Genomic DNA, 23064 nt, shown 5'->3' with positions numbered 1-23064 from the left:
TTCTCAATAAGGCTAGAACGTATTTTTACTTTATGATAGACTGATACGATATAAGCAGATACATAACGGTATTCTGCCATGTACACAGGAGGAGGCATACAGAATGTACCATATCATTGTGAATCCGAGTGCCAAAACAGGGCTTGGCAGGACAAAATGGCGCGAGCTGAAGAAAATACTGGAAGCGGAAAAGCTCACTTACATTGTGCATTTTACAAAATCAGCGCAGGATACCTGCCGCTACACGCGCTCCATCACGGATCCGTGTCTTTATGCGCATAATGCCGTTCCCAATCAAATACTTGTCCTTGGCGGCGACGGTACTTTAAACTGTGTGATCAACAGCATTCTGGATCCGGAACATACCTATGTTACTTATCTGCCCGCCGGAACAAGCAATGACTTTGCAAGAGCACTCCATATCAGTGATATCCCAGAAGATGCCATGCGCACGATCAGAAAGAAATCAGAAGCCCAAACAGATCTCGGCATTGTCCACTGCGGACATAAAAAGAGAAAATTTGCCGTCAGCTCCGGCATTGGGTATGATGCTTCGATCTGTGAAGAGGCATTACGATCTCCCGCCAAAAAAGTACTGAACCGGCTTGGCCTCGGCAAACTGACCTATGTCAGCATTGCCTTAAAGCAGCTGCTGCTTTTAAAACCGGTTTCCTGTGATCTGTATTTAGACGATAAACCGCCTGTGCACTTTCACCACTTTATGTTCGCTGCCATAATGCAGCAGCCTTATGAGGGCGGCGGCTTTAAATTCTGTCCGAAGGCAGATGCAACGGATGGCATGCTTGACATCTGTGTTGCCGGTAATGTTTCCAAGTTCCGTGTTCTTCTGCTGATCCCGCTTGCAGTCTTTGGTGGTCATGTCGGGCATCGCGGAATCCATTCTTACCGTGCAAAATCTATCCGCATCGTCACCTCCAGACCACTTTGCATCCATACGGATGGTGAGATCATGGGACATTATAAAGAACTGACCGCTACAACAGACGGCAGGTTACGCTATTATCAATAAGCAGCTTTCTCAGGCTGTTTTGAAAGGAAGATTTCATGAACCGCATTATTTCATTTTGTAAACAATATAAACACGCACTGCTTCCGATCTTGTATGCACCGGTGTATCTGCTCGTCTTTTTCTATCTGGAAAAAAAACCTGTCTCGCAGATCCATATCATCGAAATGAGCATTGACCGCAAGATCCCGTTCTGCGAATACTTTGTGATCCCGTACTACCTCTGGTTTCTTTATGTGGCAGCTACGGTCGTTACCTTCGTTTTTCTGGAGCGGAAGGATTACTATAAGCTGTGTCTGACACTTGGCGTCGGTATGACTTTGTTTTTGATCGTATCCTATGTCTATCCAAACGGCCTCCAGCTCCGTCCGACAACCTTTGCACATGACAATTTCTGTGTATCACTGGTCAAAGCAATGTATGCGACCGATACACCGACCAATGTATTCCCGAGCATCCACTGTTTCAATTCCATGGCATGTAATGCAGCGATCTGTCATAACAAAAAAATCGGAGCCATCCGACCGATCCGATATGGCTCCATACTGCTTTCTACTGCTATTATATTGTCGACGCTTTTCATCAAACAGCATTCCATGTTTGATGTACTGACTGCTTTTGCTCTGTTTGTTATTCTGTATATTCCTGTATATCTGCTTCCTGCAAGAGCACAGGCTCCTAAATATCATACAGATTCAGAGCTTAGTTAAATTTCATTACCTTTTGCGCAAGCCTGTATAAAAACTCCGAAATTCTTCTTCCGCTTCTGCCGGGCAGATTCATGGTATTTCCCAAAAGTCCGTACCGCAGACGAAGAAAGACTTTCGGATTTTTTTGATGGATATATGCCCAAAGCTCCTCTTTTTTCTCAATGGCTTCTTCTGTCCGTGCCCGGATCAGCATAATGGAAGATACCGTCGTGATGATATCCAGATACTTTACCATGTAATTATAGGTTTTTCTGTTGGTGATCTTGGTTGTCGTCAGGTAATCCACCATCAGCTTATTGACCTTGATCTGCTGATCGACTCTGCTGATCATAACCTTTTCATTGACGGACTGGTCTGCCCGTCCGATGTAATATCTGTAAAAATTGGTATCAATATAATAAATCTTCTTCACATACGGAAGCGGATTAAATGCAAAAATATTATCTACATAAAAAGTATGCTCCGGAAGCTCCAGTCCGCAGTCATGCAGCAGCTTCGTCCGGTAGATGATGGAATGCATCAGAATGTACTGTGTCTTATTAAAATGTCTGACCTGATCCCATGTAAAAATTTCATTTTTCGGCAGTGCATGACGGAAGGAAACAACTTTTTTCCGCTTTTCTCCCTGCTTCTCATATACATAATTAGCCAGAAGCATATCGATCTGCTGCCCGCTTACGACCAGCTCTCTGAGTGCCTGCAGGATCTCATAATACGATTCTTCTTTTACCCAGTCATCACTGTCCACAACCTTAAAAAACAGACCTGTTGCATTGGCGATCCCCGTGTTGACGGCAGAGCCATGTCCACCGTTCGGCTTATGGATCGCTCTGACGATCGCCGGATATTTCTGCGCATAGGCATCTGCCATTTCGGCTGTCCGGTCGGTAGAACCATCATCCACGATCAGGATCTCCACATCTTCTCCGCCGACGAGCAGGGACTCCATACATCTGTCCAGATAATCCTGTGAGTTGTAACAGGGTACCGTTATTGTTAAAAGTTTCATACCGTTTTCCCTTCGTATTTTTGTCTATTTTATCGCAAAAAATGTGCATTGCCAAGTGCAATATGAAGCCCGTTCGTATAGGCTCTGAACGCACTCGGGATCGGATAGGCGGCTTCTATCTCCTGCGGCAGGATCAGATGATAGTCTGCCTGCTGCACCTCCTGCGGCCATGCTGCTGCCACGCGGATAAGCCAGCCCTGCATATGCCATTCCTTATGAGTAAAAATGTGTACACTGTCCTGCAGCCGTTCCAGATACAGCGGCTCATATCCCAGCTTTTGTACCTGCTGCTTGACCTGCTCATCTGCCAGCCAGCCTTCCACATTCGGAAATTCATACAAACCTGCCAGAAGCCCCGTCTTTCCTCTCTTGTGGATCAGGATCCGGTCGCCGTCACAGATCAGAAATACTGTCTTTTTTTCTTTTTTTCGCGACTTCTTCGGTGCCTTATACGGAATTTCTCTCAGTCTGTCCTCTTTTCGGGCGATACATCGCTCATACCACGGGCAGCTTTCACATTTTGGCATTCCGTTTGGCAGGCAGACCGTCGCCCCAAGCTCCATCATCGCCTGATTCACATCTCCCGGTCTGTCCTTTGGCATAATACATGCAAGCGATTCTTCCATTTTCTTTTTAAACCGTGGATCCAGAATATCCGAATCATCGCCGTATAATCTGGTGAGGATCCGCAGCACATTTCCGTCTACTGCGGGAAGCGGAATCTGAAATGCGATCGAGGCGATCGCCCCCATCGTATAACTGCCGATCCCGGGCAGTGCAAGGATTTCCTTTGCATCAGCCGGCATTTCCCCATCAAACTTCTCCACCAGGATCTGCGCAGCCTTCTGCATATTCCGTACACGATTGTAATAGCCAAGCCCTTCCCAGAGCTTCAGCAGATAGGATTCTTCTGCTCCAGCCAAATCGCACACGGTCGGAAGAGCCTGCATAAATCTGTCATAATACGGCTTTACCGCTTCTACTCTTGTCTGCTGCAGCATGATCTCGGATACCCAGATCCTGTAAGGATCTTTTGTCCCGCGCCACGGCAGTATCCGCTTTGCTCCGTCATACCACGCAAGAAGCGGTGGAATGATCTCATTTCCAATCTGATATTCCTTCATCAGTGCAGCCTTACCCGTTCAAACTTTTCTTTCATTAACAGACAGTTCTTCAGTTCCATATAACGCTGTTCCAGATCGCCAGGCTCGATTTCCACATCAATGGCCACTGCCATGGTATTGATCATATCATCCGTAATACGATCATGCAGAGATGCCAGTATATTCAGCCTGTCTTCATAGGAATGTGACTCAAGAAAGGCCAGCACGGAAGGATCCAGCGCTTTATAGGCTGCATTTTCTTCGTTCATTTCTTCCTTTGCAAGTTCCGTCAGCACCTTGTCTGAAACAACGGAAGTACTGGCACTTTCTTCTGTTTCGGTCACGCCGTCCTCTTCTTTTTTCTCTACTTTTTCAAAGCGGTACTTTTGCGCTGCATCCGGATATTTTGTATGATCCGTCTCACTCATAAACATGGCAAGCGGTCTGACATATACTGTATAGTCTCCATATAATGCCTGATATACCACAGCACGCTCCTTTGTCTCGGAATCTGTTGCCAGCATAAGCACCTGATACTTATCTCCTTTAAAGTGTTTATAAATTTCAAATGGTTTCGGATCTTCTCTCAAAGTTCTCACTCCTTGTTCACTTTTCTGTATCAAGTATAACGCACATCCCTCTTTTTGTCATGCATTTTAGCTCCTGCCCGGTCAAACTATTCCGTGGTAATTCCTGTCAGTTCAATCTGAAGTCCGATCTGGGGGATCTGTGCACCAAAAAATTCCGCTGTAAGTGCCTCTTTCAGATCATTTCTCTCTTTTTCCGTCATAACCGCAAAATGCGCATTGTGGATCATAAGCTGGTAAGTACGTCCGTCTGCTTCCACCACTCTTGTCATTGTAATACCACTGTCATAGCATCCGTATGCATCCAGGATCTTGCGGCAGTCTTTCCGGTATTGTTTTTCCTGTTCCTGATAATACGCTGTGTTTGTCAGGGCTGTATCTGCTTCCCTGCTCTGCACATGAATGGAAAACAAGAGCGAAAGCACTACCACAAAAAGCACTGCGATCATCATCGTTTCTATTCCGTTTTTCATTTTACTTTCTTTTGTATGTCTCATTTTATAACCCTCCGTTTGCCTGTGATGGTTCTATTGTACTTATATAAAGTCCTATTTATGTCTCTATATTGAAATTTCCATACATATTTTTATCAGCGTTGATTTTGCTGCACTTTCAATCCTTTCCATCCTGGTTTTATAAGTCCGGCTGATTTTGTACTATTTGTACATTTACATTTATAATGGGAAGTGCTATTTTTAATGCGTTTGCTGCATCTCGGCAAACGCATTTTTGAACTTATGAGGAGAATGAAAAAATGAATAAGGAAAAACTCAAACCCAAGCTTTTCAGTGTGATGAAAACTTACACGAAAGAGCAGTTTCTGAAAGACGTTGTGGCAGGTATCATCGTTGCAATCATCGCACTGCCCCTGTCTATCGCACTTGCCCTCGCTTCCGGTGTCGGACCGGAGGAAGGTATCTACACAGCCATTATCGCAGGCTTTCTGATCTCGTTTTTAGGCGGAAGCCGTGTCCAGATCGCCGGACCTACCGCAGCCTTTGCAACGATCGTTGCGGGGATCGTCGCAAAAAACGGAATGGACGGTCTTGTGGTCGCTACCCTGATCGCAGGTGTTCTGCTGATCTTAATGGGTGTCTTCCGACTTGGCAGTCTGATCCGTTTTATCCCGTTTACCATTACAACCGGCTTTACAGCCGGTATTGCCGTTACGATCGTGATCGGACAGTTAAAGGACTTTTTCGGTCTGACCTATGAGGCAGGTGTAAAGCCGATCGAGACAGTCGATAAGGTAAAAGCCGTCTGCCATTATTTTAATACGATCAATATGCAGGCACTGCTCGTCGGGCTGATCTGCCTTGCGATCCTGATCCTCTGGCCGCTCGTATCCGAAAAGATCCCCGGCTCTCTGATCGCCGTTATCGTCGGTATCGTACTGGTAAAATGTCTGCATATGAAGGTAAATACGATCGGTGATCTGTATACGATCAGTTCCAGCCTTCCGCATTTCCGTTTCCCGCATTTAAGCCTCGCCATCATCCAGAGTGAGATGTCGGACGGCTTTACGATCGCGATCCTTGCAGCCATTGAATCACTTCTGTCCTGCGTAGTCGCTGACAGTATGATCAATTCCAAGCACCGCTCCAATATGGAGCTGATCGCACAGGGTGTCGGCAATATCGGTTCCGTTTTATTCGGTGGTATCCCTGCTACAGGTGCCATTGCCAGAACGGCTGCCAACATCAAAAACGGCGGACGTACCCCGATTGCCGGTATGGTACATTCCGTTGTCCTTCTGCTTGTACTTGTTGTGCTGATGCCTTATGCAGCACTCATCCCAATGCCTGCCATTGCAGCGATCCTGTTTATGGTCGCTTACAATATGTGTGGCTGGCGTACCTTTGTCCATCTGTGTAAAACAGCACCGAAAAGCGATATCATCGTCCTGACCGCTACTTTCGTGCTGACAGTCGTATTTGATCTGGTCGTTGCCATCGAGATCGGTATGATCGCAGCCTGCCTGCTTTTCATCAAGCGTATGAGCGAAGAAGCCGAAGTAAAGGGCTGGGTTTACTATGACGAAAAAGAAGAAGATCCGGATTCCATCGATCACAAAACAGTACCGCATCAGGTACGTGTCTATGAAATTTCCGGCCCTATGTTCTTCGGTGTTGCGGAGCGTATCGCCGAGATCACATTAAAAGACTTCACCAAATGTCTGGTCATTCGTATGCGTGGGGTTCCGGCACTGGATGCCACTGCTATGCGTTCTCTGGAGCAGCTTTATGAGCGCTGTCAGAAAAGCGGCGTACAGCTCGTTTTCTCCCATGTGAATGAGCAGCCGATGCGGACAATGGAAAAAGACGGTTTTATCGAAGAAGTCGGAAAAGAAAATTTCTGTGCCCATATCGATGATGCCCTGAATAGAGCCGCACAGATCGTATCATCAAACTAACTTTTTGATTGTGTTTTATGTACATTGTGCTAAAATGTAGATAGTAAAGTCATTTTGTCAAAAAGGAGAATTACATATGGTGAAAGGCAAGGGGAAACAGATCTGCATGATCCTGGCACTTGTCGGACTGCTCGTTGGCTGTGGCAGTCAGAACAACGTACCGGATGATTATGCTACCAATGAAGGCTATCAGACCGAAAAGGCAGAAGCCAAAGCTGACACAGAGACAGCCGCTTCAGAATCAGATAACACAGCCACCACAGGTATTGCCAGGGAGGATATCAAAGTCGGTGTTCTGTACATATCCGATCCCGGTGAAGGCAGCGGCTATTCCTACACACATGACCTTGGTATCCAGGGCATGCAGGAAAATCTCGGGCTGTCTTCCGATCAGATCGTACGCAAGATCGTAGACGACAGTGATACACAGGCAACCGAGGCTTCTATCAGGGAATGTATCGATGAGGGCTGCAATATCATCTTTACCACAAGCTGGGGTTACATGGAGACAACCGCAGCCATGGCTGAGGAATATCCCGATATCTATTTTTCACATGGCACTGGATACATGTCCAACGGTAAAAACTTCAATAACTATTTCGGGCGCATTTATCAGGCACGCTATTTAAGCGGTATTGTCGCAGGTATGAATACAAAAAGCAACCAGATCGGTTATGTTGCCGCACAGGACTCTTCCAATTCCGAAGTGACAGGCGGTATCGATGCATTCGCGATCGGTGTTGCCAGCGTCAATCCCGATGCAAAGATCAATGTCATTGTAACAAACAGCTGGTACGATCCGGCAAAGGAAGAAGCTGCCTCCAGACAACTTCTGGATATGGGCTGCGATGTCATGGCACAGCACTGCGATACGGCTTATCCGCAGACGCTGGCACAGGAACGCGGCGTTTACGGGATCGGCTATAATTCAGATATGAGTAAGGAAACACCGGATTCCTGTCTGACAAGTGTGATCTGGAACTGGAGTGCTTACTACACCTCCGCTGTCAAAAGTATCATCGATGGCAGTTGGGATGGCAGCAACTACTATGGTGGTATGGCAGAAGGACTTGTCGGTATTACCAATCTGGCATCCTTTGCCGCAGAGGGAACGCAGGAAAAGGTCGATGAAGCAACTGCTGCGATCTTAAGCGGACAGAACAATGTGTTTGACGACGTCATGACAACAAATACCGGAGAAACAGTCGGTCAGGAAGGCTCTACTTTAGACGATGCCACGATCACCGGCGGGATCGACTGGTACTATCAAAATGTTGTGATCATTGAATAAGGAGGGGAATTTATGAAACTGACAATCCGTAAAAAAATCTTACTTTGTTCCTTACTTCCGCTCCTGCTTCTGGGACTGATCATCATGGCACTGGCTTCTACCATTGTAAAGCAGTCGATCATCGATCAGGTTGAAAATTCCCTGAAAGGAACGGCTATTGCCACACAGGCGGCTTACGATCAGAATGCAGGCTCTTATCTGCAGGCTGAAAACGGCGATATCTGGAAGGGCAGCTACAATATTTCCCAGTCTGAAACGCTGGTAGACACGATCAAAAAAGAATCCGGTATGGATGTTACGTTTTTCTACGGAACAGAACGTATCATGACATCCGCCTTTGACAAAAACGGGGACAGGATCCTTGGAAGCCCTGCGGGTGATGTTGTGGCAGAAAAGGTTCTGAAAAAGGGCGAAGGTTATTTCAGTGACAATATTTCCATGGACGGCACGATCTATTACGGCTATTACACACCGGTCTATCAGAAGGACGATACTTCCGCTCCGATCGGTATGGTATTTGCCGGCATTGAAAAACAGCCGACTTACCACAGCATCATTAATATTTTAAATACGATCGTGTTTACTGTGCTGATCGCCATTGTACTTTGTGCGATCATCGTACAGATCTGTGCAACTTCCATGACTAAGGCACTCAACCGCAGTATCAGCTGCGTAAAAGAAGTGTCCGCAGGTAACCTTACCGTTGCCTTCGATCAGAAAGCCCTCTCCCGCTCCGATGAGATCGGCGATCTGACAAAAGCAGTACAGATGCTGCAGTCAGAGCTTTTAAAGATCATTCAGGGCATCAAAGAAACAACAGATACCTTAGTTGCTTCCTCCGATACCTTGGAACAGACCTCACATCAGACTTATGCATCAATCCATACAGTACAGCAGACGGTTTCTGATATGACGGATGGTGCCAACACACAGGCAAGCGGTGCAAAAGATGCTTCCGCGAGCGCACAGCACATGGGTAATCTCATCATTGAAACCGGAAAAGAAGCCGATGAACTGAATGACAGCACAGACTCCATGAAGCTGTCCAGTGATAAGGCTGCACAGACGATCGAGGCACTGAAAGAGATCAGCGAAAAGGTAAAAGAAGCGATTTCCGTTATTTCCGAGCAGACAACCCAGACAAATGAATCTGCACAAAATATCCGAAAGGCTTCCCAATTTATTTCCGAGATTGCATCCGAGACGAATCTGCTCTCCTTAAATGCAAGCATTGAAGCGGCAAGAGCCGGAGAAGCCGGCAGAGGCTTTGCGGTTGTTGCATCCCAGATCCAGAATCTGGCAGAGCAGTCCAATACAGCAAGCGGCAATATTGAAAAGATCGTCAGCACACTGATCGACAATTCCGAGAAGGTTGTCGATACCATGACGCAGACACAGGATATCATCAGTCAGCAGAATGAACATATCGACAGCACGGAACATACGGTAAATGGTGTCATCAATGAGCTGGATGCATCCATCACAAGGATCCGCAGCATTGAGCAGAAAGCCAAAGAACTGGAGCAGGCAAGAGGCGAGATCATTGAAGCTATCGATTCCCTCTCTGTGATCGCCCAGCAGAATGTCGACGGAACAGCTCAGACAAACGCTGCAATCACCGAAATGGCAGACAGCTTCCAGGTCATCGAAGATTCTACGGAAAACCTGCGAAGTACAGCAGATATGCTGGCACAGAACATCAGCAATTTTGTTCTGCCGGATACAGAAAACTAATATATTTCCAGAAATAAAGTGTGCGCCAGCCGCACACTTTCGCGCCCGAGCGGATGCGTAGCATAATTTTCCACTCCGCGAGGTGCGCATCTCCGCGGAGCGTTTTGTGTAATAGGAACGAAGTTTCCTATTACACAAAAAAACTCCTGCAGCACTTGCAGGAGTTTTTTATATCGCCATTATCTCAGCTTCTGTTCGATCTCATTTTCAATCTTCTCTACAAACTCATCTACAGGCATTGTTGTCGTTTCAGCCTGTCCGTGCAGTCTGTAGGAAACTGTCTGATTTTCCATTTCGTTGAAGCCGATCACCAAAAGGTACGGAACCTTTTCGATCTGTCCTTCACGCATACGATAGCCCAGCTTTTCGGATCTGTCATCCAGCTCTACTCTCACGTACTTGTCATCCAGCTTCTCCTGAACGGATTTTGCATAAGCCATCAGTTCTTCATTGTCTGTCTTAACAGGCATGATCCTTACCTGTACAGGTGCCAGCCATGTTGGCAGGTTACCCTTTGTTTCCTCTAAGATATATGCCATGAATCTGTCAAGAGATCCAAGAATCGCTCTGTGCAGTACAACCGGAGTCTTCTTCTCGCCGTCCTTATCAATGTAAGTCAGGTTAAATTTAGCAGGCAGACAGAAGTCAAGCTGACAGGTAGAAAGTGTATATTCATTGCCGACAGCAGGCTTTACGTTAACATCCAGCTTTGGTCCATAGAAAGCAGCTTCACCGATTTCTTCCGTATATTCAATACCAATGCTGTTCATAACATCACGCAGGGCATTTTCTGCTGTATTCCACATCTCATCATCATCGTGATATTTCTCTTTATTTTCAGGATCACGCAGAGAAAGTACACAGCGGTAATCTGTGATACCGAAATCCTTGTATGTGCTGAAGATCAGATCTACTACTCTTGTAAATTCATCTTTGATCTGCTCCGGTGTTACAAACAGATGGGCATCATTCTGGCAGAAATGTCTGCCTCTTTCAATACCCTTTAACGTACCGCTTGCTTCAAAACGGAAGTCATGTGCGATCTCACCGATACGGATCGGCAGATCCTTATAAGAATGCATTCTGTTTGCATAGATCATCATATGATGCGGGCAGTTCATCGGGCGGAGTACGAAAGATTCGCCTTCTACTTCCATCGCCGGGAACATATTCTCTTTGTAGTGATCCCAGTGACCGGATGTCTTATACAGATTGACGGTTCCGACGCATGGTGTCATAACATGCAGATAACCAAGCTTTCTTTCTTTTTCTTTGATATAATTTTCAAGCTCCTGCCAGATCGTGTAGCCCTTTGGTAAGAACATCGGTAAGCCACGACCAACCAGATCGTCTACCATGAACAGGTTCATGTCTTTACCGATCTTTCTGTGATCTCTTTCTTTCGCTTCTTCTAACAGTCTTAAATGATCTTCCAGTTCTTCCGGTGTCGGGAAACATACACCGTAAATTCTCTGCAGCACTTTGTTCTTGCTGTCACCCTTCCAGTAAGCACCGGAATGTCTGATCAGCTTAAAGTTACGGCAAAGCTTTACATTTTCTACGTGCGGTCCACGGCAGAGATCTGTGAAATCACCCTGCTCATAGCATGTGATATTGCCATCTTCCAAACCGTCAATCAGATCCAGCTTATATTCGTCATCCTTGAACATTTCCTTTGCTTCTTCCTTGGAAATTTCCTTGCGGACGATTCTCTTACCGGATTTGCAGACCTTTTTCATTTCCTTTTCGATCTTCTCGATATCTTCATCGCGGATGACATCATCTCCAAGATCCACATCATAGTAGAAGCCTTCTGCTACAACAGGACCTACCCAGAATTTAGCCTGCGGATACAGATGCTTGATCGCCTGTGCCATGACATGGGCGCAGGAATGGTTGAGTGTCTTCAGCTCTTCGTTTTCTTTAAAGTTTACCATTTTCGTTTCCTTTCCTGATCCTGAACCATAAAAAAAACATCCTTTGATACGCATACACGCATCTAAGGGTGCTCTCACACGGTTCCACCTTATTTTTTACTCTTTGCTTATAACGCAGCTACACGGTGACGCTTCGGCGACTGCCTTCTGCGCACAGCTCGGGAGTGGTCTTCATACAGGCTCTGCATAAGCAGCTTCCAGCATCTGCTGCTCTCTCTGAATGCGTCCTTTGCACTACTCTCTCCGTCATTGCTTTTCCATTTCAAATGCATTTTACCACGCAGGAAATGTTTTCACAATAGGATTTTTTATCTTTTTCTGTTATAATATAGAAAAATATGACAGAAGGAGATAAATCATGAAAAAATTTTTTAATGAATTCAAAGCATTCATCAGTCGTGGCAATGTCATGGACATGGCAGTCGGTATCATCATCGGCGGCGCATTTACCAGCATCGTATCTTCTCTGGTAGAAGATATCATCACCCCGATCTTAGGACTCTTCGGCGGCATGAATTTTGACAAGCTGTCCTGGAATATCTTAGGAGAAGTTACCTTAAACTACGGTAAATTTCTGACCGCGATCATCAACTTCCTGATCATGGCATTTGTTGTATTTGTAATCGTCAAAGCGATCAACACCGCTTCCGCAAAACTTGCCGCTCTGGAAAAAAAGCCGGAAGAAGCCAAGACAACAAAAATCTGTCCGATGTGCAGATCCGAAATTTCCATTGAAGCATGTCGTTGTCCGCAGTGTACTTCTATTTTAGATGAAGCTGAAATGCAGAAACGCAATCTGAAATAAATAAAGCCTTGCCGGTTGCAGCAGAATGCCCCGGCTTATTCACAAAAATGATATGTCCGGGGCTTTTTATTATGTCCTTTCAACTATAAAAACATAGAGCAAAGATATCCCCATAAAATAATAGTAAACATAGATAATAAGGTACTGCCACACACACATCCGACTGCTTCCTCTTCATCCTTATGATATTGCGTTGCCAAGATTGCTGTTGTGCTTCCAGCAGGCATACCTGCTAATATGACACACACCTGTGCTGCAAGTCTATCTATACTCAACAGTCTACACAAAATAAATACTGCACCTGGTATTAATACGAGTCTGATAAAAGAATAATACAACTGTCTTTTTTTTATCACTTTTTTTATATTCATCCCATACAATACCATTCCCAAGTACATCATTGTCAGAGCATTACAACAATTACTGACGCTTGTAATCATTTTTACACATACTTGTGGCAAATGAATCTGAAAAAGAAGAAGAATCATTCCCAATCCCGTTGCCATCATGCATGGATGTGTCAAAATCTTTAAAAGTGCATTTTTTCTATTCTGTTTTTCAAAAAAAGAGATTCCTACTGTCCACATCATAATTCTTTGTGGGATCAAAAAAATAGATGCATATATCAGCCCCAGCTGTCCATATACTGCCTCAGCGACTGCATTTCCAATGAAGCCAGCATTGGAACACATCGTCGCATACTGATAAATACATCTATTCTCCTTTTCTACATTCTTGTAACCCCAAATACAAATGATTCCCGCAGCAACCTGATATAAAATAGTCACTAAAATAATCTGATAAAAACTAATCCAGAAATCTGATTCAAGATCTACAAGATATGCATGTATAATATTAAATGGTAATATCACATACAGCACCAGATTTGAAATTGTCTTTTTTCCGATGTCAGTTACGATTCTTCGATAACGACAGTATATACCAACTAATATCAAAAAAAACATCACAAACACCTGCTGTAATAATACATTTATCATCTTTTCTTATAACCCAATTTTATTCCTTCCTGTTTCTTGATGCTGTCGGATTCAGTCATTTTTACAGATTATCTAATTATATTGACTAAGCTGGCTCAAAAACTGACGAATTCTGGGGTTTGATACCGTTTCAAGATTCAATTCCTCTGGTTTCATATCCGCAATAATGTCACCAGCATCCATAAAGATCACTCGATCTCCTACCCTGCGAGCAAATTCCATCTCATGCGTTACAATAAAAACAGTCATTCCTTTTTTTACCAGCTCGACGATAATATCCAAAACCTCCACTGTCATCTCTGGATCAAGTGCAGATGTAGGTTCATCGAAAAACATCAGCCTTGGTTCCATTGCCAGAGCTCTTGCAATGGCAATACGCTGCTGTTGTCCGCCAGACAGTTCGTCCGGATAATAATCCGCACGTTCTGACAAATGCACAAGTTCTAACAATTCCATTGCCTTTTTTTCTGCATCACTTTTAGATACATGTTTTACCTTCATAGGTGCAAGCATTATATTTTCCTTTGCCGTCAAATGTTTAAACAGATCAAAAGACTGGAATATCACACCAATGTCTGTCTGCTCGTAAAGTTTTTTGTCCATGATTGGTGTATTGCAATAAGATACGGAACCTGAATCCACAGCTTCTAACCCTGCCATACAGCGCAAAAGTGTAGACTTTCCTGATCCGGAAGGACCTATCAAAACAATCTTTTCACCCAGACTTATATCCATAGATACATCTTTTAAAATCGTTGCATGTCCGTATACTTTTTTTACATTCTTTGCTTGTATTATTACTGGTTTCATCTTGCTTCCTCTTTTTTTCTTCTCTTCGTTCTTGCAATTTGGATATCAAAATGATTTTCCATAATTCGAAGAATCCATGCTAATATTGCTGAAAATAACAGATAATAAATACCGGCTGCTATCAAGGTTTCTGCATATCTGAAATTAGAAGCTGCAATCTGATTAGCTCTCCTCATCAGATCTCCGCAGCTGATAACAGATGCCATAGAAGAAGTCTTGAGCATACCAATCAAATTATTTCCAATTGGCGGAATTAAAACTCGTACTGCCTGCGGCAGTGTAATATACCATAAAACCTGTATATTATTTAATCCCAATACCTTAGCAGCACGTTTTTGTCCTGCATCCACTGACATGAGACCACTTCTCATAATTTCTACCATATAAGCAGTTTCATTTAAAACAAGTGAAAAGACCGCTGCCTGAAAGACACTTAATTTTATTCCCCACTGCGGAAAAACATTATAAACAAATATCAAAACAAGAATCAAAGGCAAACCACGAAAGATCCAAATATAAACATCAATTATTTTTGATAGCGGCTTACATTTACTGATCTTAATCAGTGCCAGAAAAAAACCAATTATAATGGATAATGCTTCTGACAGTGCAGTCAACTTTAAAGTCATGACCGCACCCTCTATCAGCATTTTTGTTGAAAATATTTCCCATATACCCTGAATTGTCATAGTAACATTCCTTTTATTTCACTTTTCGATAATGATTCTATTTCCAGTAACTCATAGTATCTGAAATACCATACTTACTCATTAATTCCGTATAGGTCCCATTGTCATACAAAATCTTGGCGCACTCGGTAAGTGCATCTGCCATTTCCGTATCACCTTTCTGTACACAAATACCTAATACATCATCCAATGCAAAAGATGCAACTGTCTTATAAGTCCCCGGCTGTTCCATCTCCATGTAGGCAGCTGTTGCAGATGATGTTAATGTTGCATCAAGCTGACCGGATGCCAGTGAAACCAAAGAATCATTTAAACTCGGTAAAGAATGGATATCGATTGGATCCATACCTTTTTCTGCAAATTCTTCGTTAAAAGTATTACAGTAGGTCTCTTCAATAGACCCTGTAATTACACCAACCTTCAAACCAGATAATCCATCCGTATCCGTAAAGTCATAATCAGAATTTCCATTTACCAGAATAATCTCACCTATATACATGTATGGAACAAAATCAACTACTTTTTCTCTTTCCGGATTAATATATACAGCAGAATTTACAATATCCACACGACCAGCCTGTAAAGAAGTAATCAGGTTATCCCATTGCATATCTACAATCTCAACATCAAGTCCCATCAGATCTGCCATAGCCTGTACATATTCCACATCAAAACCGGTTATGTTCTGTTCGTCGTCAAGATATTCATATGGTGGGAAATTGGCATTGATGGCATACGTTAAAGTTCCTTCCTTCAACAGCTTAGATGGTGGTGTTACCTGCACTCCATCTGTTGCAGACTCTTCACTATCTGTATCCATGCTTTCCGTATCCGTTTCTTCCTGTGTATTACTTTCTTCAACAATTACATCCTCTGCTGCTGTTTCTGTATCAGCTGCATTGTTTCCACATCCTGCCAAAATCATGCAAGTACTCACTGCCATACATACTGCTAACATTAGTTTTCTTTTCATAAAATTTCCTCCTTAAAATAAAAAATAAAGAGTGCAACTGCTTCCTTGCAATTACACCCTTGTAACGATTTTATTATATGATATCTTTCTTCGTTTGCATTGTAAAAAATTAACTTATTTTCCCTTACACAAAATGATATGCTGTATTATATGCCTCATTCGGCGTCATCATGGAATACTTTTTAAATTCTTTTATAAAATGCGGCTGATCATAATATCCCAACACATCGCAGATTTCCGCTGTCGGTTCCTTTTTGATCTGTGAAAACGCATATTGTGTTCGTACAATACGAGCATACTGTTTCATGGGCATACCTACCATTTTTTTAAACACCCGACTCAGATATTGCTGACAATAGCCAAGTTCATCTGCCATTACCTTAATATCTGCATTTCCATTTTTTTCATTAATATACTGAATTACCATCTGTGTGATCTGATCTGCCATAACTGTACCAAAACGGTCACTGTAATCTGTAAAAACCTGCATTCTATCCTCAGGGCTTTCACTTTTTTCCATTAAATGCTCCAGTTCTTCCACATTGATATACTGATTTAGCGCATAATTCTCATTCATAATACATTTGTCTTCATCCATCAATTTTATAGGAAGAACCCCTGCATTAAACTTAACACCAAAACATTTTTCCGTATCGCTTACCATCGAACGGACACCCTCAATCCCACTCCCCACAATTCTGGCATGACACTTATTATGTTTAAATAAAAACCAGATATTTACACATCCATCCGGTACATTGATTACAATTTCCTTACGATCCGGGTTGTTTACTTCAAAAAATTTATTGACCAAAGAATCATTGACTATGTATTCTACATATTCCGCATTAGGCGGTAACCAAAATGTTTTATAATTCATAGAGATTCACCTCCGAGTTATTAATTTCTTTGACTATCTGTCGCCTTTTGATTTTCTATGAATAATACATGTTGTATATTTCTTTTCCCAACTGATTCATCAGTTTTCTTGAATCAGAAATATTACAGGAGCAAAAATTAAATAGCAAAAATGGATTACCATCTTTATATAAAATGCCACATTCATGGTCCAGTTGATACTGTTTTATGCAGCCACATTTATGTGCATAGACAATTTCCTGCGGCAGATATTTATTCAGTCCATCATTTTCCCGCTGCTTCATCAATACATCTAAAGCAAGTTCTTTACACTTCCCTGACAAATATGTTCCCTCCAAAAGAAGTTTTAATAAAACATTAGTATCTTTTGCCGAAGTAAAATTATCTCTTCCCTTCTGCACTCCATCATATTCCATCATATACCTTCCCACCATAGTCTCGTGTAAACCATAGCGGATAAAATTTTCATTCATATACGAAAAGGACATACGCTTCATAATCAAGTTTGTTGCTGTATCATCACTGATATCAATCATCAGTCGCATACAATCTTCCAAAGTAAGCCCAATACCTTCATGTAGATCTCGTAGAATACCCGTATCATATACGCTTTCTCCTACCTTGTCATTCTCCCTGAGTACATGTATGTCTTCCAAGTTCTCTTTTCCTTCTGATACAAGTTCCAAAAAACAATACATAATAGGAAGTTTAATCAAACTGGCAGAAGGGAACCTGTCTCCAGCATGCCAATTAAGTCTTTCCCCAGAATCCAGTTTTTCTATTACCACCCCCAACCCTTCTGGATATGGTTCAAGGTATTTTCTCAGCTCTTCAAGCATATTTCCGGCCTCCCTCCATCATGTATTTATCAAGCCACCATAAAATTAGACGATATCTATCTCTGCGGCTTGCAGGTGATCCAATTGCTTTATAATCATGAAATTCTTTCGGAAAAATAGCTAAATAAGCCTCTTTCCCTTCCATACGCAAAGCTGAAAACCACTCTTCACTCTGTTCAATAGAACAATTCATATCTGCGTCTCCATGTAACAATAGCACTGGCGTGTTAACATTTTTCACATAACTGATTGGTGAATGTTCCATATAATGTAATGGATGCTCCCATGCTGTCCCATTAAACTCAAACATACCATAACGAAATGCACAATCACTTGTTCCAGCCTGACTATATCGGTTACAAGTACTTCGTTCAGAGATTGCGCAGCAAAAAAAATCCGTATGACCAATAATCCAGTTCGTCATAAATCCACCATAGCTTCCTCCCATGACAGAAACTGGATATTTTCCCATTGCAAATTTTTCCCGTGCCGTCTTAATACAGTTCATGATCTCTATGTAGTCCTTACCTCCCCAATCGTGATAAGTTCCTTTCGCGTGTAATTCTCCATAACCAATACTTCCTGTTGGATTACACAGCACCACATTATAGTTATTTTCTGTTAGAAATTGAATATCAAAAGAAAAATCATATCCAAAACAATAATGCGGTCCCCCATGGATCAATAACACCAAACCTTTTGGTGGATTCTCTGTATGAAAATAATGCCCCACTCTTTTTTTATTCTGTGCATCCAAATACTCAAATGACTCACTTGTAGAAAACTTATACCGTCTGCTATTCAGATTACTCTCCCATATACAAATCTTTTGGTTTTCCATTAATAAATTCAATCTTGCCAGACAATCTTCTGCAGAAGATAGCATTAATATTCCTTCCTTGCACATTCCTGTCAAAAAAACCACATCTTGTTCTTCATATATCGTTTCCAACTTTTTTTCTTTTAATAAAAACTTTGCAAGCTTAACTTTATAATTTGTAACAATAGGAAAAATGATTTCCTCTTTTTCCGCATCCCATAAAAGAGAATACTCCTGATTATCATATCCGGTATCATTATCTACACAATTGCCCAGATATAAATCCTCTCTTTTTAATAATGCTTCCCATAACTCATCCTTCATATTAAACTGAAACAGGCTGAAATTAGTTGCCTCCCACAAGTGATTATCATGGGCTAATACAAAAATCATATTTTTTTCAGGAACAGCTAGCAGATGATGAATCGGGCCTCCTGGTCCACGATATTTTTTTTCCTCCTTTTTTACCATGTTGTAAATAAATAAAAAAGCCTCATCAGAATTATCCGATTTATTAGGTACAGCTACATATGCAATTTTTTCCTTTCCCACAAAACACGGGCAGGTATAATCTATCCTTCCTGCTGTAATAATCTCCAGCTCTTTTTTGACAAGATCGTATAACCCTATTTGCCGAAATGTACCATCACTATATCCAAGTCTATCGGTTTTAAATTTCAAACGATCCATCCATCTTGCAGTTTCCAGTACAGGAACATCTTCTGGCTGCCTTTTCTGAAAGCAAGCACATGTAAATAAAAGTTTTTTTTCATCTGCCGACCACTGCATATCATCTGGTCTTACGCAGGATGTTATTCTTTTTATTCCCCCCGTCCTTGTATTTAGCAGAAATATAGCATTCTCCGCTTCCTGCCTTCTTGAAAATGCCAGCCAGCGACCAGACGGGGAAAGTACTGCATTCTCACCATCAGTCACATACACAAAAATACCTTCCTGTTGATTCCATTTCTTTATGACATTTTTGTACACCGCATTTTCTGTTACGCGAAACTGAAGATATATGTCCTCCGTTTCTTTGCTGCATAATATTTTCTGAGGTATCTCTGACTCTATTATTGTTTTGATATCTATTGTCTTCATGAATTCCACTCCTTCTATGAAAGGATTTGCAGCCTTTGCAAAATTCCATCTACAACACCCATTCCAACTCGATATAATGCTTCCTCACTATTTCCTGCAATATGTGGTGTAGATATAAAATTAGGAAATCTATGCAGCGGATTCTCCACCCTTACCGGTTCCTCCTTAAATACATCAAAACCAGCGCCTGAAATCTGACCTTCTTTTAATGCTCTGCACAGATCCTCTTCATTTACAATTCCGCCTCTTGCTGTATTGATTAAGTATGCCGTTTTCTTCATTTTTAGCAGTTCCTTGTAACTAATCATATCTCTAGTCTGCGTCGTGTATGGAATGGCCAGGAATATGAAATCTGCACACTCCAGTAATTCATCCATGGATTTTGCACATTGAATATGAAGTTCTTCCGCTTTTTCATCAGTGAAAGATCTTGCATATCCGTATACCCGCATCTGAAAAGCATCTCGCAGTATTTGCGCTGTTCTTTTTCCGACTGCTCCCATTCCAATAATACCGGCAACTTTCCCACTTAATTCATGTCCTCGGAATCGATGAAGCCCATCCTGCATGCTAATTCCCTGTTTTATATCACAGGCAGACCATGTAACCATATGTGCAATATCCAATGCAAGAGCAACATTTAGTTCTGCCACGGACTGTGCATTAAGCCCCGGAACTGCAAATACATCCACTCCCTTTTGCCTTGCAAGATCTAGATTTATACCATTCATTCCACTTCCATGAAATCCAATCACCTTCAGTTTTTTTGAGTTTAAAATGACTTCATCTGGGACTTTTATTTTACGAACAAGAATTGCATCCACATCTTCTATCTTGTCCCAATCATTTATGATCTGTACATTTTTCTCTAATTGCTTCAAAGCTTCGTAATGAATCTCATCCCTCAAAAACACCTTTTTCATTTTATATCACCTCTTTTAAGAATTTATCCAAACGATTCATCCCATTTGCAATGTCCTCTTGTGAAACCGCATAACAGATTCGCACATAATTAGATGCATGAAAAGCCTCCCCCGCGATTACAGCTATATGTGCATGTATCAGTAATAACTGCGCAAGCTGCATAGAAGAAATAATTGTCTCTCCTCTGTATGTTCTTCCCAATAATTTTTCAATATTCAAAAACACATAAAAAGTTCCACTTGCTTTTGATGCCTGTACAAAATTCATCTCTGAAATTCTATGTAATATATAATTTCTTCTATCTCTGTAGGAATCTACCATATACTTCACTTTATCCGGATCCTCCTCATAGGCTGCAAGCGCAGCATACTGTGTAATTGAATTGCTCGCAGATGTTGTATGACTTTGTATTTTTTTCATCGCATTTATCACTTTTTCTGCGGCTGCTGCATAGCCAATTCTCCAGCCTGTCATTGCATAAGATTTTGAGAGTCCATTGATCAAAATACAATGCTCCTTTATTTGCGGTGACAACGATGCAACTGAACAAAATTTTCCCTCAAATACAAGTTTTTCATAAACTTCATCGCTAATAATATAAAAATCATGTTTTATGGCCAATTCTCCTAATTTCCGAAGTTCCTTTTCTCCATACACTGCTCCAGTTGGATTGTTCGGTGAATTAATAATAATCGCGCGAGTTCTTTCTGTAATCACTTTTTCAATTTCAGAAATATCCAACCCAAATCCATTTTTATCATTGCATGGCACAAAAACAGGAATGCCACCTGCCAGCTTCACCATTTCTTCATAGCTAACCCAACTCGGTGTTGGTATAATTACTTCACTACCCTCATCGCAAACTGTAAATACAGCATTAAAAAGCGGCTGCTTTGCACCTGTTCCCACGCAGATCTGTTCTTCTGTATAAGAAACATTGTTTTCTATTTCAAGTTTTCTTGCAATTGCTTTTCTTAACTCTACAATTCCATTTACTGCTGTATATTTCGTATGATTTTCATCAATAGCTTTTTTTCCTGCTTTCTTAATAAAATCCGGAGTCTGAAAATCCGGCTCACCTACACTAAAGTCTATAACATCCACGCCATTCCTTATCATATTCTTTACTCTTGCAGTAAATTCCATTGTTTTAGATGCAGCAATCTGATCTACTCTTTTAAAAACCATTTTTTTCCTCCTTCTATAAAAAAAGAGTCTTTGCACACCTGCAAATGACTCCTTTATCTTGACAAATTTTTTAATTTTTCCGTATATTATCACATATTTTTTTTCACTTCAAATTTTTTTCAATTATAACCTTATAAATAAAATTTATAGCCATTCCTAGTTCATTTTTTACAATTATTTTTTCATTCCGGCTCCTATAATACGTAAAAAGGAGGTTGATATCATGATTTCTGAAACACAATATATCGAAAAAGATCCGGCAGAAAAACAGCAATTTTATTGGGTAGGATTATTTTATTTTCTTACCAAAACTTGTATTGACCTATGTGGTGAAAAAGGTGAAGCTGCTGCCCGGCACGGGGTACGTGACTATGGACAGGCAAGAGGCGTTCGTATGCGCGGTATTACAGACTCTTTGGGACTTCCAGCCAATCTCATTTCCATGTCTGAACACTATGATTTAATGAATGATCCCAGATTTGATCCTTCAAAAATTAAAACAGAGTTGTCTGAGGAATCTGATAAAATGATCTATACATGTTGTCCAGATGCTGATATGTGGGGCTGTTTACCAGATGGTCATAAGATTGGCTTTATTTTTTGTGAGGAAGTACACCATCGTATTTATGGTGGATATGATCCGGCCATGCAGGTCAATCTCTGTGAAACACTGACAAATGGTGGAGATTGTTGTCGTTTCTATATCTATTGTAGAAAATGTAACCAGAAACCTTACCCTCTTGCTCCTTATCAGTTACAGTCATGGGATGATTTTGAAGGTAATCTGATTGCTTCTATACATACAATCTTCGGTCTCATGTTAATTCATATGGGGAAAGCAATATTAGAAGATCTTGATGAAAAAACGCTAAAAGAAGCAATCTATCGTTTTGGATTTCATCGTGGAGAACGTATGCGTGAATTGCATCGGCGCGAAAGTATTCCTTTTACACTTACAAACTTTTTAGAACAAGGTGATATTTTTCTTGATCCTAGATATAAAATGGAAAAAACAAAAACTATGGATACAATATGTCTCCATATAATCCGCGATCCGCTCGCTGAAATGTTTGATACATATGATGCCTGGAATGTAGGAAATATATATTATGAAACCATCTATAATGCTTTATTAAATGGTTACGGTATCCCATTTAAGGTCAATACTACATCAACAGATCATTTCAACAAAATTATGTTCCTCAAAACACAGGAGAAATAAAGGAG

The 23064-nt window shown here is 41.7% G+C and carries 21 protein-coding genes; 7 read left to right on the top strand and 14 right to left on the bottom strand.

Going from position 1 to position 23064, the window contains the following annotated elements; all coding sequences use genetic code 11:
• Window positions 1-103: 103 nt before the first annotated feature.
• Together KQI22_RS08730 and KQI22_RS08725 are read left to right on the top strand one after the other, a co-directional pair.
• On the top strand, window positions 104-1030 hold the full coding sequence (locus KQI22_RS08730) for a diacylglycerol/lipid kinase family protein (protein ID WP_216551694.1): 927 nt from the start codon (window positions 104-106) through the stop codon (window positions 1028-1030).
• A gap of 35 nt (window positions 1031-1065) precedes the next feature.
• Entirely contained in the window at window positions 1066-1737 is a 672-nt protein-coding gene (locus KQI22_RS08725; RefSeq protein ID WP_253293573.1) for a phosphatase PAP2 family protein, read from the top strand.
• On the opposite strand, the gene KQI22_RS08720 is transcribed toward KQI22_RS08725, so the two are convergent.
• The 4 genes from KQI22_RS08720 to KQI22_RS08705 form a co-directional block, all read right to left on the bottom strand.
• Window positions 1730-2746: a glycosyltransferase family 2 protein gene (locus KQI22_RS08720; RefSeq protein ID WP_216551693.1), complete on the bottom strand. Its 1017-nt coding sequence runs from the start codon at window positions 2744-2746 to the stop codon at window positions 1730-1732. The genes KQI22_RS08725 and KQI22_RS08720 overlap by 8 nt on opposite strands.
• 29 nt (window positions 2747-2775) lie before the next feature.
• Window positions 2776-3870 (bottom strand): A/G-specific adenine glycosylase, encoded by a 1095-nt coding sequence (gene mutY, locus KQI22_RS08715; protein WP_216551692.1) that lies wholly within the window; start codon window positions 3868-3870, stop codon window positions 2776-2778.
• The gene (locus KQI22_RS08710) at window positions 3870-4439 is read right to left on the bottom strand and encodes a DUF1653 domain-containing protein (protein ID WP_216551691.1); all 570 of its coding nucleotides are present in this window, start codon (window positions 4437-4439) and stop codon (window positions 3870-3872) included. The genes mutY and KQI22_RS08710 overlap by 1 nt, the downstream gene beginning before the upstream one ends.
• Before the next feature lie 86 nt (window positions 4440-4525).
• Entirely contained in the window at window positions 4526-4933 is a 408-nt protein-coding gene (locus tag KQI22_RS08705) for a hypothetical protein (RefSeq protein WP_216551690.1), read from the bottom strand.
• 257 nt (window positions 4934-5190) lie between these two features.
• On the opposite strand from KQI22_RS08705, the gene KQI22_RS08700 reads away from it, so the two are divergent.
• From KQI22_RS08700 to KQI22_RS08690, 3 genes are all read left to right on the top strand, one after another.
• A complete protein-coding gene (locus KQI22_RS08700) occupies window positions 5191-6849 on the top strand; it encodes a SulP family inorganic anion transporter (RefSeq protein WP_216551689.1) in 1659 nt (552 codons plus the stop codon).
• A gap of 76 nt (window positions 6850-6925) precedes the next feature.
• Entirely contained in the window at window positions 6926-8140 is a 1215-nt protein-coding gene (locus KQI22_RS08695) for a BMP family ABC transporter substrate-binding protein (RefSeq protein WP_253293572.1), read from the top strand.
• A 12-nt stretch (window positions 8141-8152) separates the two neighbouring features.
• Window positions 8153-9874, top strand: a complete 1722-nt coding sequence (locus KQI22_RS08690) for a methyl-accepting chemotaxis protein (RefSeq protein ID WP_216551688.1) — start codon at window positions 8153-8155, stop codon at window positions 9872-9874.
• Between the two features lie 179 nt (window positions 9875-10053).
• On the opposite strand, the gene thrS is transcribed toward KQI22_RS08690, so the two are convergent.
• On the bottom strand, window positions 10054-11811 hold the full coding sequence (gene thrS / locus KQI22_RS08685; RefSeq protein WP_216551687.1) for a threonine--tRNA ligase: 1758 nt from the start codon (window positions 11809-11811) through the stop codon (window positions 10054-10056).
• Window positions 11812-12169: 358 nt separating this feature from the next.
• On the opposite strand from thrS, the gene mscL reads away from it, so the two are divergent.
• Window positions 12170-12616, top strand: coding sequence for a large conductance mechanosensitive channel protein MscL (gene mscL, locus KQI22_RS08680; protein ID WP_216551686.1), 447 nt, complete (start codon window positions 12170-12172; stop codon window positions 12614-12616).
• An 83-nt stretch (window positions 12617-12699) separates the two neighbouring features.
• Here mscL and KQI22_RS08675 read toward each other — a convergent pair whose 3' ends face one another.
• From KQI22_RS08675 to KQI22_RS08635, 9 genes are all read right to left on the bottom strand, one after another.
• Window positions 12700-13614 carry an AEC family transporter gene (locus KQI22_RS08675; protein ID WP_216551685.1) on the bottom strand — a complete coding sequence of 305 codons (915 nt, stop codon included), beginning with the start codon at window positions 13612-13614 and terminating at the stop codon, window positions 12700-12702.
• A 72-nt stretch (window positions 13615-13686) separates the two neighbouring features.
• Window positions 13687-14424, bottom strand: coding sequence for an amino acid ABC transporter ATP-binding protein (locus tag KQI22_RS08670; protein ID WP_253293571.1), 738 nt, complete (start codon window positions 14422-14424; stop codon window positions 13687-13689).
• Window positions 14421-15113: an amino acid ABC transporter permease gene (locus KQI22_RS08665; protein WP_216551684.1), complete on the bottom strand. Its 693-nt coding sequence runs from the start codon at window positions 15111-15113 to the stop codon at window positions 14421-14423. Before KQI22_RS08665 ends, KQI22_RS08670 begins: the two co-directional genes overlap by 4 nt.
• 37 nt (window positions 15114-15150) lie before the next feature.
• Complete coding sequence (locus KQI22_RS08660) at window positions 15151-16086, bottom strand: ABC transporter substrate-binding protein (protein ID WP_216551683.1); 936 nt, start codon at window positions 16084-16086, stop codon at window positions 15151-15153.
• A 124-nt stretch (window positions 16087-16210) separates the two neighbouring features.
• The gene (locus KQI22_RS08655; RefSeq protein ID WP_216551682.1) at window positions 16211-16966 is read right to left on the bottom strand and encodes a helix-turn-helix domain-containing protein; all 756 of its coding nucleotides are present in this window, start codon (window positions 16964-16966) and stop codon (window positions 16211-16213) included.
• Window positions 16967-17021: 55 nt separating this feature from the next.
• The gene (locus KQI22_RS08650) at window positions 17022-17804 is read right to left on the bottom strand and encodes a serine hydrolase (protein WP_216551681.1); all 783 of its coding nucleotides are present in this window, start codon (window positions 17802-17804) and stop codon (window positions 17022-17024) included.
• Window positions 17797-19725 (bottom strand): S9 family peptidase, encoded by a 1929-nt coding sequence (locus KQI22_RS08645; RefSeq protein WP_216551680.1) that lies wholly within the window; start codon window positions 19723-19725, stop codon window positions 17797-17799. Before KQI22_RS08645 ends, KQI22_RS08650 begins: the two co-directional genes overlap by 8 nt.
• Before the next feature lie 14 nt (window positions 19726-19739).
• On the bottom strand, window positions 19740-20648 hold the full coding sequence (locus KQI22_RS08640) for an NAD(P)-dependent oxidoreductase (RefSeq protein WP_216551679.1): 909 nt from the start codon (window positions 20646-20648) through the stop codon (window positions 19740-19742).
• Between the two features lies 1 nt (window position 20649).
• Window positions 20650-21837 (bottom strand): pyridoxal phosphate-dependent aminotransferase, encoded by a 1188-nt coding sequence (locus KQI22_RS08635; RefSeq protein WP_216551678.1) that lies wholly within the window; start codon window positions 21835-21837, stop codon window positions 20650-20652.
• A gap of 223 nt (window positions 21838-22060) precedes the next feature.
• On the opposite strand from KQI22_RS08635, the gene KQI22_RS08630 reads away from it, so the two are divergent.
• Complete coding sequence (locus tag KQI22_RS08630) at window positions 22061-23059, top strand: L-2-amino-thiazoline-4-carboxylic acid hydrolase (RefSeq protein ID WP_216551677.1); 999 nt, start codon at window positions 22061-22063, stop codon at window positions 23057-23059.
• Window positions 23060-23064 lie beyond the last annotated feature (5 nt).

It is taken from the genome of Kineothrix sp. MSJ-39 (genome assembly GCF_018917935.1).
GTDB lineage: Bacteria > Bacillota > Clostridia > Lachnospirales > Lachnospiraceae > CAG-194.
The sequence above is the reverse complement of the archived record's forward strand: the minus strand, read 5'-3'. Positions and strand labels throughout refer to the sequence as shown.